Annotated in this window: 13 protein-coding genes and 2 pseudogenes; 8 read left to right on the top strand and 7 right to left on the bottom strand. The window is 68.1% G+C overall.

Annotated features, from left to right (window positions below; translation table 11 throughout):
• Nucleotides 1-188 precede the first annotated feature (188 nt).
• Entirely contained in the window at nucleotides 189-470 is a 282-nt protein-coding gene (locus ACZ7L1_RS38645; protein WP_471444324.1) for a hypothetical protein, read from the top strand.
• 22 nt (nucleotides 471-492) lie between these two features.
• Here the strand turns inward: ACZ7L1_RS38645 and ACZ7L1_RS38640 are convergent.
• A pseudogene (locus ACZ7L1_RS38640) lies at nucleotides 493-631 on the bottom strand (IS5/IS1182 family transposase); the annotation flags it as partial.
• 57 nt (nucleotides 632-688) lie between these two features.
• Here ACZ7L1_RS38640 and ACZ7L1_RS38635 point away from each other — a divergent pair.
• On the top strand, nucleotides 689-1,141 hold the full coding sequence (locus tag ACZ7L1_RS38635; RefSeq protein ID WP_471444322.1) for a hypothetical protein: 453 nt from the start codon (nucleotides 689-691) through the stop codon (nucleotides 1,139-1,141).
• Nucleotides 1,142-1,332: 191 nt separating this feature from the next.
• Here the strand turns inward: ACZ7L1_RS38635 and ACZ7L1_RS38630 are convergent.
• Nucleotides 1,333-2,404, bottom strand: a pseudogene (locus ACZ7L1_RS38630) (IS3 family transposase).
• Between the two features lie 57 nt (nucleotides 2,405-2,461).
• On the opposite strand from ACZ7L1_RS38630, the gene ACZ7L1_RS38625 reads away from it, so the two are divergent.
• The 6 genes from ACZ7L1_RS38625 to ACZ7L1_RS38600 all read left to right on the top strand — a co-directional run bounded on the left by ACZ7L1_RS38625 (nucleotide 2,462) and on the right by ACZ7L1_RS38600 (nucleotide 6,949).
• Nucleotides 2,462-3,064 (top strand): DUF3732 domain-containing protein, encoded by a 603-nt coding sequence (locus tag ACZ7L1_RS38625; RefSeq protein WP_471444320.1) that lies wholly within the window; start codon nucleotides 2,462-2,464, stop codon nucleotides 3,062-3,064.
• 60 nt (nucleotides 3,065-3,124) lie between these two features.
• Nucleotides 3,125-3,853: a MobF family relaxase gene (gene mobF / locus ACZ7L1_RS38620; protein ID WP_471444318.1), complete on the top strand. Its 729-nt coding sequence runs from the start codon at nucleotides 3,125-3,127 to the stop codon at nucleotides 3,851-3,853.
• Nucleotides 3,850-5,013, top strand: coding sequence for a relaxase domain-containing protein (locus ACZ7L1_RS38615; protein WP_471444316.1), 1,164 nt, complete (start codon nucleotides 3,850-3,852; stop codon nucleotides 5,011-5,013). The genes mobF and ACZ7L1_RS38615 overlap by 4 nt, the downstream gene beginning before the upstream one ends.
• Before the next feature lie 103 nt (nucleotides 5,014-5,116).
• The gene (locus tag ACZ7L1_RS38610; protein WP_471444314.1) at nucleotides 5,117-5,701 is read left to right on the top strand and encodes a hypothetical protein; all 585 of its coding nucleotides are present in this window, start codon (nucleotides 5,117-5,119) and stop codon (nucleotides 5,699-5,701) included.
• A 58-nt stretch (nucleotides 5,702-5,759) separates the two neighbouring features.
• The gene (locus ACZ7L1_RS38605; protein WP_471444312.1) at nucleotides 5,760-6,491 is read left to right on the top strand and encodes a hypothetical protein; all 732 of its coding nucleotides are present in this window, start codon (nucleotides 5,760-5,762) and stop codon (nucleotides 6,489-6,491) included.
• Between the two features lie 308 nt (nucleotides 6,492-6,799).
• Nucleotides 6,800-6,949: a hypothetical protein gene (locus ACZ7L1_RS38600; RefSeq protein ID WP_471444310.1), complete on the top strand. Its 150-nt coding sequence runs from the start codon at nucleotides 6,800-6,802 to the stop codon at nucleotides 6,947-6,949.
• Nucleotides 6,950-7,187: 238 nt separating this feature from the next.
• Here the strand turns inward: ACZ7L1_RS38600 and ACZ7L1_RS38595 are convergent, their stop codons facing one another.
• From ACZ7L1_RS38595 to ACZ7L1_RS38575, 5 genes are all read right to left on the bottom strand, one after another.
• Nucleotides 7,188-9,236 (bottom strand): acyltransferase family protein, encoded by a 2,049-nt coding sequence (locus ACZ7L1_RS38595; RefSeq protein ID WP_471444308.1) that lies wholly within the window; start codon nucleotides 9,234-9,236, stop codon nucleotides 7,188-7,190.
• The gene (manB, locus tag ACZ7L1_RS38590; RefSeq protein WP_471444306.1) at nucleotides 9,217-10,350 is read right to left on the bottom strand and encodes a mannose-1-phosphate guanylyltransferase; all 1,134 of its coding nucleotides are present in this window, start codon (nucleotides 10,348-10,350) and stop codon (nucleotides 9,217-9,219) included. The genes ACZ7L1_RS38595 and manB overlap by 20 nt, the downstream gene beginning before the upstream one ends.
• A 120-nt stretch (nucleotides 10,351-10,470) precedes the next feature.
• Nucleotides 10,471-11,700: a glycoside hydrolase family 113 gene (locus ACZ7L1_RS38585; RefSeq protein WP_471444304.1), complete on the bottom strand. Its 1,230-nt coding sequence runs from the start codon at nucleotides 11,698-11,700 to the stop codon at nucleotides 10,471-10,473.
• Nucleotides 11,701-11,722: 22 nt separating this feature from the next.
• On the bottom strand, nucleotides 11,723-13,174 hold the full coding sequence (locus ACZ7L1_RS38580) for a glycosyltransferase family 2 protein (RefSeq protein ID WP_471444302.1): 1,452 nt from the start codon (nucleotides 13,172-13,174) through the stop codon (nucleotides 11,723-11,725).
• A 245-nt stretch (nucleotides 13,175-13,419) separates the two neighbouring features.
• On the bottom strand, nucleotides 13,420-14,790 hold the full coding sequence (locus tag ACZ7L1_RS38575) for a glycosyl hydrolase (protein WP_471444300.1): 1,371 nt from the start codon (nucleotides 14,788-14,790) through the stop codon (nucleotides 13,420-13,422).
• Nucleotides 14,791-15,117 lie beyond the last annotated feature (327 nt).

Below are 15,117 nucleotides of genomic sequence, written 5' to 3'. Positions count from 1 at the left end.
ACCTGGACCAAGACCGCCGACGAGATCCTCAAATCTCTCGCCGACTACCTCACCAAGGTCACTCCGCCAGCCACTCAAAACCAGCAAGAGATTTAAGACCCTGATTTCAGGCGCATCACACTAGGTCCTGTCCGGCGGACCTTGGTATATGAGGTAACCAGGCGGATCTTTGACGGTAGCGTCGACTGATGATTGACCTGCAGGTACGCGCTGGGAATGGGACTATGGTCGCCAAGGGCACCTGTGGCTACGAGTGGGATAGCAGGATCGAACGGTCCCAGTTCCCGCTGTTGGGCCACGTCTGCCCATTCACCGACACCATGTTCAATGGCTGGCAGATTCGATCATTGCTTGACGAGTTGGCGCACGTGCCTGCGGACTGGGACCACGGCTGGGTAGCCGAGGTGCGACGTCTGGGGGAGTTGGCCCTTGAGAGCTCCCATCACTACCTGTGGTTCGTCGGCGACTGATCTCCGTCGGCGGTCCGACGTGTCAGTCGCGGAGCCATAATCGGATGGCGGCCAGAGTCATGGTGCTGACGAAGACGTAGGCCCGCTTGTCAATACCGGGTGGCCACGGCACGGCAGGTCCCGAGCCGGGGGATCGTCCGCTCGACTTCATTGCGACGCTTGCACGGTGGCGTCAGCAATACTGCGTGCGTCGGTGGGTCGGCGGAGGGGGGCATTAGATGGGCGAACTGCTCGGTCAGGAGCTTCTGGCCATGGCTAGATGGTCGGGCTGGGTGCCACTGAGCGACGCCGAGGTGCCGCGGTTGCCTGGCGTCTACCTCGCCAGGCAGGGGGCGGCGGGCCCCATGGTGTACGTGGGCATGGCCAGCGAGCGGTCGGGCCAGGGATTGCGGGGCAGGTTGCGGCGTTACACCAGTGGCAAGGCTCTGGCCTCCGGGCTCGGCGAAGCGGTCTTCGACCGGGCGCTAGCGGATCCCAACTGGTTGCGCGAGCGGCTGGTCGAAGTCGAAACAGGCCGACCTATGCGGGCGACCGACTGGGGCAAGGCCGCGCTGGCCTGGGCGGACCTATACGTTTGTTGGGCTGTCACCAGGAGTGCGAAGGCGGCCGAGGCGCTTGAGAAGAAGGTCCTGGCGTTGGAGACCGTGGATTGGTGGAACCGCGACCGCTGATCTTCGTGCCACCCGGACTTTCGGGTGGCACGCACGTGGTGCCGTAGAACTCAATCTCCGTGGAACTTGGCTTCTTGATCTCCCGACGCTCCGGGAGTGCGAACGTTCTGGGCCGGCCGCCCTTGTAGGGTCTGCTGCACGATCGGGTGACATCTTGACCTGCCCCGCGGTTTGGGTTCCAGCTGCGGTGGCTAACTGGCAGCGTGGATGGTGTCTTGTGCGGAGAGTAGTTCGTACTCGATGGGGGTGCGGTAGCCCAGTGCTGAATGTCGTCTCTGGCGGTTGTAGAAGATCTCGATGAACTCGAAGATCGCGTTGGCCAGTTCGACCCGGGTCTTCCAGCGCTTGCGGTTGAGCAGCTCGATCTGCATCGAGGACCAGAACGACTCCATCATCGCGTTGTCCAGGCCGTCCCCAACGGTGCCGAACGACGGCAGGAGGCCGGCGGAGCGGATCCGTTCCCCGAAGACCCAGGAAGTGAACTGGGTGCCGTGATCGGCGTGAACGATCCCGCCCGGCTCGGGGCGGCGGTTGCGGATGGCCATGTCCAGCGCGTTGACCACGAGGGTGGAGTCCTGCCGTGAGTCGATGGACCAGCCCACAATCCTGCGGCTGAATGCATCCAGGACCGCTGCGCAGTACACCCACCCTTCCCTGGTGCGGTGCTGCGTGATGTCGGTGACCCACAGCTCGTCGGGACGCAACCGATGGAACTTCCGGTTGACCAGGTCGTCGGCGGTGACGATGCCACGCAGCCGTTTGATGCGCACCGGCCGGGCAGGCCGTGGATCCCGGCCTGGGTCATCAGCACCGACACGGTCCTGGTGCAGACCCGGATGCCCATGCCGAGGGTGAGCTCGGCGTGGATGCGGCGGTAGCGCTTGTGCTTGTAGTAGTTCTGCCAGGCTACGCCAAGGATCCGGCAGCACCTGTTGACCGGTGCCCCGGCATCGACGAGTCGGTCGATCACCGGGTAGAGCCTTTTGGGGCCGGCTTGTCCTCGCCAAGGAACTTCGCCGCCTGTCGGACGATCGCCAACTCGGTTTCCAGCTCATGGATCCGCCGGCGAGCGGCCCGCAACTCAGCAGACTCGCTCGACGGCGTTCCCGGTCGTCGCCCGTTGTCGATGTCGTCTTGCCGCAACCACTTCGACAACGTGACGGGATGGATGCCGAGCTCCACCGCCGTCTGTTTGGCCAGCTTGCCGGCGCGGACCAGCGCGATGGCACGCGCCCGGAACTCCGGAGGATAGGGACGAGGCATGACTGCCAGCCTTCCGTGAAGGGCTGTCAGTTAGCCACCAAAACTGGAACCTGAGAGGTGGGGCAGGTCAAGATGTCACCCGAACCTGCAGCAGACCCCGAGGTCAGCATCAGCCTGAGTCTCCTCAATGTAGTCGTCAGAAGCCCTGACGGACGACGACCCCTCCGGCGCATCGGCAGCGCCAAGAACCGCATCGGCTACCACCTTGTCGCCCACCTGGCCCTACACACCTATCTTCGGAGCCGCAGTCGGCCTGTCCCCAGCTTCCTCATGCTTGATCAACCCACACAGGCGTTCTTCCCAGAGAAACCCCGAGACGCCTCCAAGATCCAGGACGCCGACTGGGCTACCGTCACCGCTTACTTCACGCTCCTCGACGAAGTGGTACAGCTCAACAAGGGCAACTTGCAGATCATCGTCAGCGACCATGCGAACCTGCCCGAACCCTGGTTCCAGAACGCCGTGATCGCCAACTGGCGGCCCGACGACGAAGGCAACCGGAAGGCACTCATCCCCTCCGACTGGGCCCCTGACGAAGGTACAAGTGCGCGTGCGGCTGGGGGCGGCGCAGCATTTGCATGGCCCTCGTGGTGTCCGTCGGGCGGACAGGGTGTCGCCGCAAGCGCCCGCCGTGCGGGTTCGGCCGTGAAGTTCCGGTAAACCCTCCCGCCATACGGGATCGCACTTTTCCGCAGGTCAGAGCCGTTGTCCCCTGTGGGGATGCTCAGTGTCGCGAAGGTTCAGAGGCGTAATGCGTGGCGGTACTACGTGCGCGGAGTCGCGTTCGGGGACGGCCGCCGTCCGGTCGGCCAGTCGTTGAAGGATGCCCAGGAGATGGCCGGACTCCCGCCGGGGAGGTGGTTAGGGCGCGGCCTGGACGCGCTCGGGCTCATTGAGGGCGCGGAGGTGTCCGAGCGGCAGATGGAGCTGCTGTTCGGGCAGGGCCGGCACCCGGACGCCGACCGTATTGAGCGTGACCTCCTGGACGACGGTGCTGACCCGGCCACGGCACGACTGGCCACCGTGCTCGGGCAGCCGATCGAGGAGATCGAGGCTCGCAAGCAGACTCCGCTGCTCGCCCTCGACTTCACCTTCCGGCCGCAGGCGTCCCTGATCGTGCTGTGGGCGCTGGGGGACAAGAAGACTCGTCGGGTCATCGAGCGGGCGCACGAGCGTGCCATCGCCAAGGCGCTGCGATGGCTGGAGGATGAGGTCGCGGAGACCCGGTGGTCCTCGGGCCGCGGCCGCGCGAAGACCCCGGCCCTCGTGGTCGCGGCGTTCCGGCACTTCGACAACCGGGACGGCTTCCCGCTCCTGCATGACCACTGCCTGATCCTCAACCGCGTCCAGCGCAGGGGCGACGACGGCGAGCCGGTGTGGGGTGCCCTGGACAGGTTCGCCTCTACCGGAATGTGGTGGCCACCGGGACGCTCTACACCCTCACGATGACGACCGAGGTGTGTGAGGAGCTGGGACTGGCAACGGTGCCCCGGGAGGTGACGCCGGGCCTGCGACCGGTGATGGAGATAGCCGGTGTCGACTCCGAGCTCATCGACTGGTCCTCCACCCGCCGTCAGCGGATTGAGGACGTCCTGGAGGGCCTCACCTACAAGTTCGCGGAGAAGCACGGGCGGCTGCCCGGCGAGCGCGCCCGCCACGGCCTCGGCTGGCAGGCGGCGCAGGACACCCGCCCTGAGAGGAAGACCCCGCGCCCGTTGAAGCAGCTGCTCGCGTGGTGGCGGGCGTCCGCGCTGTTGAAGTTCGGCAAGCAGATGGTCGACGGGCTCGTTCGGCGCTGCCGCGCGGCGGGTGCGGCGATCCGGGCCCGGGTGGATTCGCGTGTGGACGCCGTACTCGCCGCTGTCGACGTCGCCGCGGTCGTCTCCACCGTCCGCGGTAAATTCGCCCGCCGCCACGTCCTGGCCGAAGCCCGCCGGCACCTGCTGGAGACCCTGCGTGGCCAGGAGTTCACGCGCGGCCTGGACGACTACATCGCCGACCGTGCCCTGTCCGACCACTCCCGTCAGTCCACCGTTCCGAACCCCGACCGCCGGACCCCGGATGCCGACCAGCTCTTCTATACCGCCGACTTCGCCGAGCCCGATCGCTGGTGGATCGCCGGCACCGACGGCAAGCCTCCCCGCGAGTCGAGCCGGTACGAGCGGGCCCAGGTTGCCAGCCTCGCCGTGCAGAACGCGATCCGCGCCGCCCGTACCCCGCCCGCCGCCGCACGGGACGACGCCCCGGCCGCCGGGCACACGGAAGACCACCACGATCAGGCGTCAGACCCGCCGCACGCCGTCGACCATCCAGGCCGGGATGCCGTGCTCACCCCGGCGCAGCGGGCCGCCGCCGTTCAGGCCCATCAGCAGGCCGCGATGCCCGAGGAGTACCTCGAGGGCCGTACGACCGACCCGGCGACGTGGCTGCGCACACCGGAGAACCTGGAACGCCTTGCTGCCTTCACCCGCGAAGCCAATGCCCGCCGCCGCGCCTTCGAGGCCCGGCCGAAGCCCGAGCAGCCGGCCGACGTGGTCAAGCCCGCCGACCAGCAGCAGCACCACACGAACCGGCCCGACCACGGCAGGGGAACGGGCCGTGACCGGTGAGGGATGGCAACCGGCCAGGGCGTGGCCGATCTGCGACTTCACCCGCGAGCCCGCGGGAGCCGGACTGAGAATCGGGGCGTTGGCACCCGGCACGGGAGGAACCTTGACCGACCTGCACGAACCGCTGGAACCGCTGGACAGCTACCCCGACGAACTGCCCCCGCCCCGCCAACGCGGCGACGTCAACCTCGTGAGCCTGCTCAGCATGGCTGACGACCTCGCCAAGGAGGTAGCGGCGCTCCACATCCGGGCGAAGTGCTCCGACCCCGAGGTCGCGATCACGCCCCGAGAGATGGTCCAGGAGAACCTGGAAAAGCACGCCGCAGAAGTCCTAGAGAAGGTCGTCTACCTCCAGCGCCGCGCCCACGCCGCGATGCTCGGGCGGTGCGTCCTGGGGGCGGACTCCAAGGAGGACTGCTCCACCGAGGGGGCCAACCTCCAGCTGAACGTCTGGGACGACACCACGCGCCGGGACATCGTCGAAGACGGCACCACCGGCTGCGTCGCCCACACCGTCGAAGCCGCCCGCCGCGCCATGGCCGACCCTGCCAGCCGCAAGATCCTGCTCGCCTTCAACCGCGACGACGAAGGGCTCGCCGTCTGCCGCGCCCTCGGGCTCGGCCCGGACGACGCCGATCAGTTCCTGTACGACGGTCTGACCCTGCGCCCGGAACACCGCGTCGCCTGACCCTCACCGTTCCCGCGGCCGCGCCCCGGCCGCCAGGCACCCGCATTGGAGCGCCACGTTGCCCTACGAGGCCCGCGATCTGAACCTGACTGATCCGACGAAGGGCTACCTGAACTTCGTCCTCTACACCGAGCCCCAGCGCGGCACCGTCACGTCGTCGCTGAACGCCGTACTGGACATCGAGGCGCAGCAGACCGTGACACCTCACTTCCAGGAGTGGCTGAACAGGCTGGTGCGCTGCGAGCCGAACGCGATGCACTGCACACTCGTGGACCCGAAGAAGATCCCGGCCCTGTTCCACCCGTGCGTCACGGAGGACAAGGCCAGCCCCTCGGCCATCTCCGGATCGGGCTGCGTGTGCCGCCGGACCTTCTACGACCCCGAGTTCGGGCTGCCCGTCGTGGGCGAGCACTTCAAGCACGCGGGCACCGGCGGCACGGACCAGTGGAGCTACACGACGTACGCCCCGCTCGAACTGCGACCGGACGACGTCTTCAGCCGCTTCTACACCGGCCGCGGTCTGTTCTGGGCCCGGACGGACAAGGGCGTGCTCTCGCTCCTTCCGCAGACAAACGGCCTGGGCTACGAGATCGGGTACAACGGCGGCGGCCCGCACGTCCTGGCCGCCTACCTCACCCAGGTCGCCACCACCGACGGGCAGCACACTTCCGCCGGCGCCCAGTACGAGGATGCGCACCCGGCGATCCTTGTGTGGACGCAGAGCAAGGCGGCGGACCGTGGCACGAACGAGCTGTCGCTCAGCGACATCAAGGCCATGATGGCGGGCTGACCGCCGACCGCTGACCGTGCCGGCGCCCACGGACCAGATGTCCGTGGGCGCCGACACGTTCGGTTCCTCGAGGGTCCGGAGCTCGTGCCCGCTCCACGGGACGGCGGGTGAAGTAGCTGGAGCGCCTGTCGGGACGTGGGCCGCGCGAGCGCCCCCGCAGGCGACGCAGACAGCGATGGTGCAGGGGAGTGGACCCACCGAAGCACGGAGGCCCCGATGGTCCACCCGACCCCGCCGCCAGTTTCACGGTCACCCTCCTGCTTGACGGCCCGCCTACGCTCGCCTCGATCCCCCGGACCCTCACGAACGTGAAGCCGGTCCGTGGCCTCCGGCCACCCATCCAGCAAGCCGTATTCACCGCACGCCTGGCACTGCGCGTCCTAAAAGCCGGCTTCCTCCTCCTCGCCGGGGGCGCACTCATCGCCTTCGACACCGGGGACGACGGCAACGCGGAGTAGAAGTCCTCTGGTGATTCGTCGAGCTCGACCTCGTCGCCGAGATCATCGAGATACTCGAACTCTTCGTTCTTGATCTGTAGGTCGCAAGCAGGGCAAGTGAATACATAAGGTGTGGAGATCACCGCCCACTTGTCTTCGTCGACGTGAGTGAACCCTCCAAGCCACGCCTGGGAGCCGCAGGCGGGGCAGGTCGCTAGCTCGTCATGTTCGATGTAGCCAGGCTAGGGACCGCCAGGGGTCATGGCTTCAGCGCGGCCGACACCTGTTGCTCCAGCCACGGGGTGACGAAGCCCATGCCGACCTTGGTGAGGTGCACGCCGTCGCCGTCCGGGTAGAGACGCTTGCCCTGGGCGTTGTACTGCATGCAGTCGCCGTTGGAGCACAGGTACGCGTCGAGGTTCACCAGGGACACCTGGGCCGGGGCGGACTTCACGTAGGTGCCGATCACGTCGTCGAAGCAGGTGCCCCACTTGTTGATGATGGCGCCGTTGGCGCGACGCTCGTTCATGAGCAGGATCTTCGCCTTAGGGGCCTGTTTGTGGATCAGGGAGACGGCAGTGTCCAGCTGCTTCAGGTAGCGGGTGCGGTACGCGGTGTCGCAGGACGTCAGCCACCTGCCACTGATCTGCTGCTCCGCCGCGTCCCAGCCGACGTGCACGAGGACGGCGTCCGGCTCGGTGTTCTGCAGGTTCTTCGTCCAGAAATCCTTCCAGGCGAGGCACGCTTGCCAGTTCTTCAGAACCTTGCCCACACGGTCGCGTACCGCCTGGGGCTGCATGATGCCGCAGCCGCCCTGGCCGCCGTCGACCACGGCGTACTTGTCGCCGTACTGCGACAGCGCCGTCGCGAAGTCCTCCGCCATTGAGTCGCCGAGCGTCAGGACCAGCGGCTTGCCGTCGGGGTGCATGGAGTCGGCGATGTAGGTGGGGAGGTACCAGGAGCCGAAGCCGATGACGAGGCTGGCCGCGGTGAACAGGGGGACCGCCCGGGAGGGGCGCCAGTCGCGAACGCGGTACTGCTCGATCGTGTAGTGCATGATCATGGCGAGCAGCCAGGTGAGGCCGGTACCCAGCAGGAACAGGGCGTACGGCTTCACGTCCGGGTAGGCCATCAACAGCAGCCAGTACACGGGCAGGTGCAGCAGATACAGACTGTAGGAGATCTGGCCGATCTCCATGAGTGGCTTGAGGCGCAGGACCCGGGCCAGCGGGCCGCGGTCGGTGCTGAGGCAGGCTGCGGTCACCGCGATCAGGAGGGCGACGATGGCGAGGCCTCCCTCGTAGAGCCGCGGCTCGTGGTACGTGTTCACCTTGATGCTGCAGTAGACCACTGCGGCCAGCGAGACGATCGCGGTCACGGAGGCCAGGTGGTAGCCGGCCGTCGGGCCGCCGCCGCGCCGGGCGGCCCCGCGCTGGACCAGGTACACCACGAAGGCTGCTGCCGCGCCCGCCATGAACGCCACGGCTCGGGTCTGCGTCGCCAGGTACAGGTAGTCGGTGTCGTGGTTTCCACCCCGCCACATCACCGGCGCGACCAAGGCGGACGCGCCGAACAGCAGCACCGCAAGCACCGCGACGGGCAGCACACGACGGCGGAAGACGGCGAGGGTGAGGACCAGGACCAGCGGCCACACCACGTAGAACTGCTCGGTGATGCTCAACGACCACATCGCCGACAGGGGCTGGATCGCGCCGAAGTGGTCCCAGTACGCGTCGCCGCGGGCGATCTGCGCCCAGTTGCCGATCTGGAGCAACGCGCCGAGTGCCTGCTTGGAGAGCGACTGCGCCTCCTTCAGCGGGCTGGTGAGGTACGAGATCCCCACTACCAGGCCGAGCGTGATCAGCAGTCCAGGCAGCAGTCGCTTGAAGCGGCGGCGATAGAAGCGGCCGATGCGGATGCGGCCGGTGCGCTCCACCTCGCGGATCAGGACGAGCGTGGTCAGGAAGCCGGAGAGGACGAAGAAGGCGTCCACGCCGAAGAGGCCATTGCTGAACCAGTTGGTGTGGTAGAGCAGCACCGACAGGATGGCGAGGCCGCGCAGGCCGTCGACGGCGTGGAAGCGGGAGCGCAGGGGGGCGGGTTCCGGCTTCGCGTCCTTCCCCGGTGCGGGTTCCGGAGCGGCTACGACGGTGTCGTGCTCGGGGGCGTACGGCTGCTGCGGGATTACTTGGTCGACGTACTGCGGCGGGGGTGGCGGGTTGCCGTACCCCTGCTGGCTGTAGCCCCCGTACGCCTGTTGCGGCCCCCAACCCTCGGGCCTGGGGCGGTCACTGGACTGTCGATGCATGGGGAGCTCCGGAGTGGGCGATCGTGCAGGGGGCAGCAGAGGCGGAGGTGCGGACGCCGTGCGCGGGAAGGTCGGCGCCGCAGGCGATGCGCAGGCCGGGCGGGAGTTCGTTGCCCTCGTCGATCCGGGCGCCGTCGCCGACGACCACCGCGTCGAGGACGCTGCCCCCGCCGATCCGGGCGTGCCGACCGATTACGGAGCGGTGGAGGCTGGCGCGGGAGTCGATCCGGGCACCGGCCAGCAGCACGCTGCCCTCGACGACCGTGCCCTCGCCGATCACCGCACCGGGGCCCACCACCGTGCCACCGCTGAGCACGGCGCTTGGGTGGACCTCGGCGCCGGGCAGCACCAGGGCCTCGCCCACCGGGCCGGGCAGCGCGGGGGAGGCGACCTTTCCGCGTACCAGGTCGGCTGAGCCCTGGACGAACGTAGCCGGGGTGCCGAGGTCGAGCCAGTAGCAGTCGTTGACGACGCCGCGCACATGGGCGCCGGAGGCGAGCAGCTCGGGGAAAGTCTCGCGCTCCACGGAGACGACCCGGCCGGCGGGGATGCGGTCGAGCACCGCGCGGGTGAAGACGTAGCAGCCGGCGTTGATTTGGTCGGTTGTGATCTCTTCGGGCGTCTGCGGCTTCTCCAGGAACGCCGTGACGCGACCGTCGGCGTCGGTGGGGACGAGGCCGAAGGCGCGTGGGTCGTCCACCCGTTTGAGGTGCAGGGTGACGTCGGCGCCGGAGGCCCGGTGGCCGTCGCGCAGAGCCGCGATGTCGAGGCCGGAGAGGATGTCGCCGTTCAGGACGAGCACCGGCTCGTCGGGGGCGCTGCGCAGCCGTTCGGCGGCGTTGCGGATGGCGCCGCCGGTGCCGAGGGGGACCTTCTCGGTGACGTACTCCAGCTCCAGGCCGAGCCGGCTGCCGTCGCCGAACTCGGCTTCGAAGAGCTCCGCCAGGTAGGAGGTGGCGAAGACGATCCGGGTGACTCCCGCCGCGGCCGCACGTGCCAGCTGGTGCGTGAGGAACGGCACCCCCGCCACGGGAAGCAGCGGCTTGGGGATGTGGCTGGTCAGGGGCCGGAGCCTGGTGCCCTGACCGCCCACGAGAAGGATCGCTTCAGTCATGTGGTGTCCGCCTAGGGTCGCGGGGACGGATGTGGGTGGTGGGGGGATATTGGGATATTTCAGGAGCGTTCGGGCTCTCTGGATCTCCCGGCATGTCCGGGGATCTTCACGGCTCGGCGGCTACGGGGCGGTGTTGCCCGGCCCTGTGTAGCCGGAGCTGAAACAGGCCTTGATGGCCTGCTCGCTCTGCGTGCGGCCGGCGAAGTCCAGACGTGAGGCGGTCTTGTCGTCCGGTGGCGTGTTGGGGTCGTCGTCGAACCAGATCGACCACCAGTAAACGCCGGTCATCCGGCGCTCCTGGACCACTTGGCAGACGGCCTTGTACCAGTTGGCCTGCACCGTCGGGTTGACGGTCCGGCGGGCGTAGAAGTCGCCGGGCGCGTGGTAGGCGCCGTCCATGGCGCCGATGCCGGCCTCGGAGAGGGTGATGTGGGGCAGGGCGCCTGTCGACTTCCTGTCCAGCCACTCGTTCCAGCCCTTGACCAGCCGGCTCACCGGCGCAGTGTCCGCTACCTTGACCGGGAAGTATGCGTCGATGCCAAGGTAGTTGACGGGCATGTTGATGCGGCCGGTCACGTAGTTGTCCCAGTTGGCGTCGTAGGCGACCTCGCCGGAGAAGGTCTTCTCCGCGGTGGCGACCAGGGAGTTCCAGCCCGTGTCGCCCTCCATCGAGGTCAGCTCGGTGCCGATGATGAAGGTGTTCACCTTCTCGGCCTGGGCGACCTCAAGGTACGGCGCGAGGAGGGACCGGTAGGAGCGGAACCAGGCGGAGCGGGAGGCGGGCTCGATGTTGCCGCGCCAGCCGGTCGGCGGGTCCAGGGAGGCCTCGTCCATGACGGGACGGATCGTCGTGCGGAAGCCGGCGTCCTCGAAGACCTTCAAGACACGCCGGACGCGTTCCGGGGACGGCGTCCCGGCTCCGGCCTTCGTCACATCGGACGTACGGCCCTCGGTGTAGAAGGGGAAGGACAGCGATACCGAGTTGGCGCCCAGGCCGACGAGGTACGTGGCCTGCTTGCGGGCCTGCGCCTCGATGAACGCGTCGGAACGCTTCTGCTTCGCCTCCTCCCAGTAGATCTGCACACCCCACTGGGCCGCCCCCGGCTTCCAGGGCCTGGTCACCTTGAGGGCATCGGCGTCGGACGCCGCGGAGATCTTCGGCGTACCGGCCGTCGGGGCGCCGGAGCCGGACTCCGGGGAGTCACCGACGACGATCTTCGGCAGCACGGAGCCCGACTCCCAGCGCACCGGGTGGTTGCCGAGGACGAAGGGGGCGCTCAGCACGAGGCTGAGGACAGTCACTGGGAAGATGGCGAGCAGGGGCAGCCGGGAACGTGAACGCTTCATCATCAGTCTGTGTGTCCGAGGGAGGTCAGGCGGGCTTGGCGATCACGACGAACTTGTTCTCCTCACGCCGGACGAACTTCAGGAAGCCCTTGAAGCCGCCGACGCCTTCCAGCACGGAGAAGACGGGGATGAGCGCGACCACGACGATCGGCTCCCACCACTTGCGCCGGCCGCCGACCGACGCCAGCGCGTTCAGCCGCAGACCCTCCCAGTAGGTCCAGATGACGTAGGCGAAGTTGAGGGCCCACAGAATGACAATCGACTGCGTGGCCGGCGAGGTGTTCAGGTCGCCGACCAGCAGGCCGATGCACAGCACCGCGACGATGTGCTGGAGCGGGCCGAGGATCCAGGTGGCCACGCAGATCGAGAGGAACCAGCGATAGCGCCAGGGGACGGCCTTGTTGAAGCAGAGGGCGACCAGGCCCCAGGCCCACCGCTCGCGCTGCTTGACGAAGTCGCGGGCGGTGGCCGGAGAGGCGCCATAGCAGCGGCCGTTGAACCAGTCGCTGCGGCCCGGATACTTGCGGCAGAAGGTCAGTGCGAGGCGGGCGTCCTCGACGATCTCCTTCGGGCCGAAGTCCCAACCGATGGTGGCCTCGATGGAGGCCCGCAGCACCAGCAGTTCGCCGTGCACGCCGGCCGCCGGGGTGCCGAGGCCGGTGAGCGCCCGGAACCGGGCGATGTCATCGGCAGGGCGCACCGCGTCGGCGAGCCAGGTGAAAATGTTGACCCCGTTCTCGCGCGGATACGTAAGGATGCCCTGGGCCATGTGTTTGGCCTCGTCGGGGTGGGCACGGCGCTGCCGGTTGATGAACTGGGCCAGCGACGAGGCGGTGTCCGGGCCGACGCCGGTGTCGTCGTCCATGTGCAGCACCCAGACGTGGTCGAGCGCCTCGCCCTCGTCGATGCGCAGCTCATGGGCGTAGTGGTTGGCGCGGGCCTTGAAGCGGGTGCCGTTGGCGGGGACGTAGGCCTTGGGCACCGTGACCACACGGATCAGCGGGTGCGAGCCGGCGAGTCGGTCGATGGCCTCCGCCGCCTCGCAGCCCTCCTCCGTCAGGACGTCGACCCGCATGTACGGGAACCATTCCGGCAGGTGCTCGACATAGGAGAGGACCGAACGCTCCAGCGCCGGGTAGGTGTCGTGCCGCCCGATGGTAGGCACCAGGACGATGAGGAAGTCCTCGTCGACAAGGGCGGGCGGGGTCATCTCATCCAGGCGCCGCACCCGGCGGCGGATGAGCAGGGCTCCCTGGATGCCGACCAGCACGCCGACCACCGGCAGGGACCAGACGACGGTGAGCGCCCAGCTCAGGGGCGAGGAACTCGGCCGGTAGGACCACAAACCGAACACGACGAGCAGAACGAACGGCAACAGGAAAGGCAGGATGCCCGGCTTCCAAGAGACGGTGCGTTGCGCCAGCTTCGCATTGTGCCGCGCATGCGGCACACCTCCGTCGACCAGTGTCGATGCCATGACGACTGCGGAACTCCAGTGAGATCAGTGGACGCGTCCAGGCACGGCTGATCCCGCCGTGGCGCGCACACTGGTGCACACCGCGGCATTCACATGAAGTTACCTGCCCGCAACGCCTTCTTCGGCGGTTCGGCCGCGCGCCGCTCAGATGCCCCCCCAGGCGCCTGAACACTGGCCGAACAGGAAGCTGATCATTACACATAACTGCGATGCGTGGGATAGGTGTGAAGGTTTAAGTTCAAAACTTAACCGAATCGACTCTTGCGCATGGATCTCCAATCGGCGGCAGTGATCACCGACGAGGCGCCGTAGGTCTGCTTCACATCGGCCGCGGTGTTCTTGTTCCGGGGCTCGGAGACGTTGTCGTACGTCAGTGCCTGCCCCCAGACCGTCCACAACACCCATGGCGTCCGGGTCAGGGTCCGGGGCTGGTGCACGTTGAGCGGCACATGGAAGGACTCGGCAACGATCCGCGGCCTGGCGTACTCCTCCAGGCCGCAGTACCAGACCTCGGTCCAACCGCCGTCGCCGAACGGCCGGGCCGGGCTCCCGCTGTAGTCGTCGACGCCCACGACATCCACGTAACCGCCGCCCGGGTAGTAGGCCTTCGGCGGACGGCCGTAGGTACCGTCCCAGGAGTTGGGGGACCACACGAAAACCAGGTTGTGCAAGCCGCGCCGGACCACCAGGAAGTCGTACGTCAGCCGCCACAGCCTCCGGTACGCGGACGGTTCCTGCCCCGCCCACCAGAAGCCGTGCCCGGGCACCGTGTTCATCTCGTGGTACGGCCGCAACAGCACCGGAACGCCCCGCCCTGCCAGATAGCCCAGGTGATCCGCGAGATACCCGAGGTCGTGCAGCAGAGCCCCGTGCTCGGCAGTGCCCTCGGTGACCACCCTGCCGAACCAGGCGGGGTCCCACGCGGCCGGAGAGTTGCGACGCAGCGTCTGCGCGAAGCCCTTGACCGGGCTGCCCGGGTAGGGCTGGTGGAAGGAGAAGCCTACAAGGCCCGCCGCGGCGCCGCCGTTGTGCGGCAGGGCGACCTCGGTGCCCGAGGAGCAGTCCATGTGGGTACCCGAGGGACGGTACGAGCCGTCGGCCGGCCGGGGCAGACCCGCCCACACCCCGACCGCAAGGTCCACAGCATCCTCCACGTACCCCCATTGGGGACGGCAGCTCGGCCAGCCGCGGGAGTAGGAGCGGGGCTCGCCCACGGCCCAGCCCGGACGGTTGTAGCCGGGACCCAGGTCGAGCTCCACGAAGGCGGGCAGGCGGCCGGTGATGTCCTGGGCCTTGCGGTAGTAGTAGCCCGGCTGCTTGGTGCCCCGGTAGTCGCCGTACTGCGTGTTGTACCGCTCGTTGTGCAACTCCACGTGCTGCCCGATCAGGGTCCGGCCCGGCCGGCCCCGCCGCGCGTCGTTCTCCAGCCTTGCCAGCAGCGCGTACACGCGCCTGGCCGCGTCGGTCGCGTCGGGATCGCGGTGCCGCAGATCCGTGGGAACGCTCTGCGGCGCACGCCCGTCGTCCGCGGCTTCCCGCCTCAGGGCCCACAGGGCCGCGGGCGCCCCCACCGCGACGCCGGCCGCGGCCCCCAGCATCCCGACCCGCCCTCGCATTCGCATTGATCCCCCAGGGTTCGGCGACAAAGGGGGAGCGTCTCACAAGGAGACGGAGGGCTGATGTGAAGGCCCGCGCGGCGTGGATCCGGCCCTCGGCACGAGCGCGCTGGCGGTGGCGCAGTTCCAGGTGTGCTGGGGAACCGACGGAACTCGCTGACCTGCGCAAACTTGGCTCGCGTTGTCTGTAGTTCCCGTGCTGGATATGCGGGTTTCCCGGTGGACTTCCATCCCTCGCCGTCGTCGGTCCGGGTGGTTCAGTGCGCAGGTGAAGGGCTCGGCGATGTGCGGTCGATGGTGTTGCGCCCGGGTCATGAGCCGTCGATG

It is taken from the genome of Streptomyces sp. NPDC107546, from assembly GCF_055639175.1.
The sequence above is the reverse complement of the archived record's forward strand: the minus strand, read 5'-3'. Positions and strand labels throughout refer to the sequence as shown.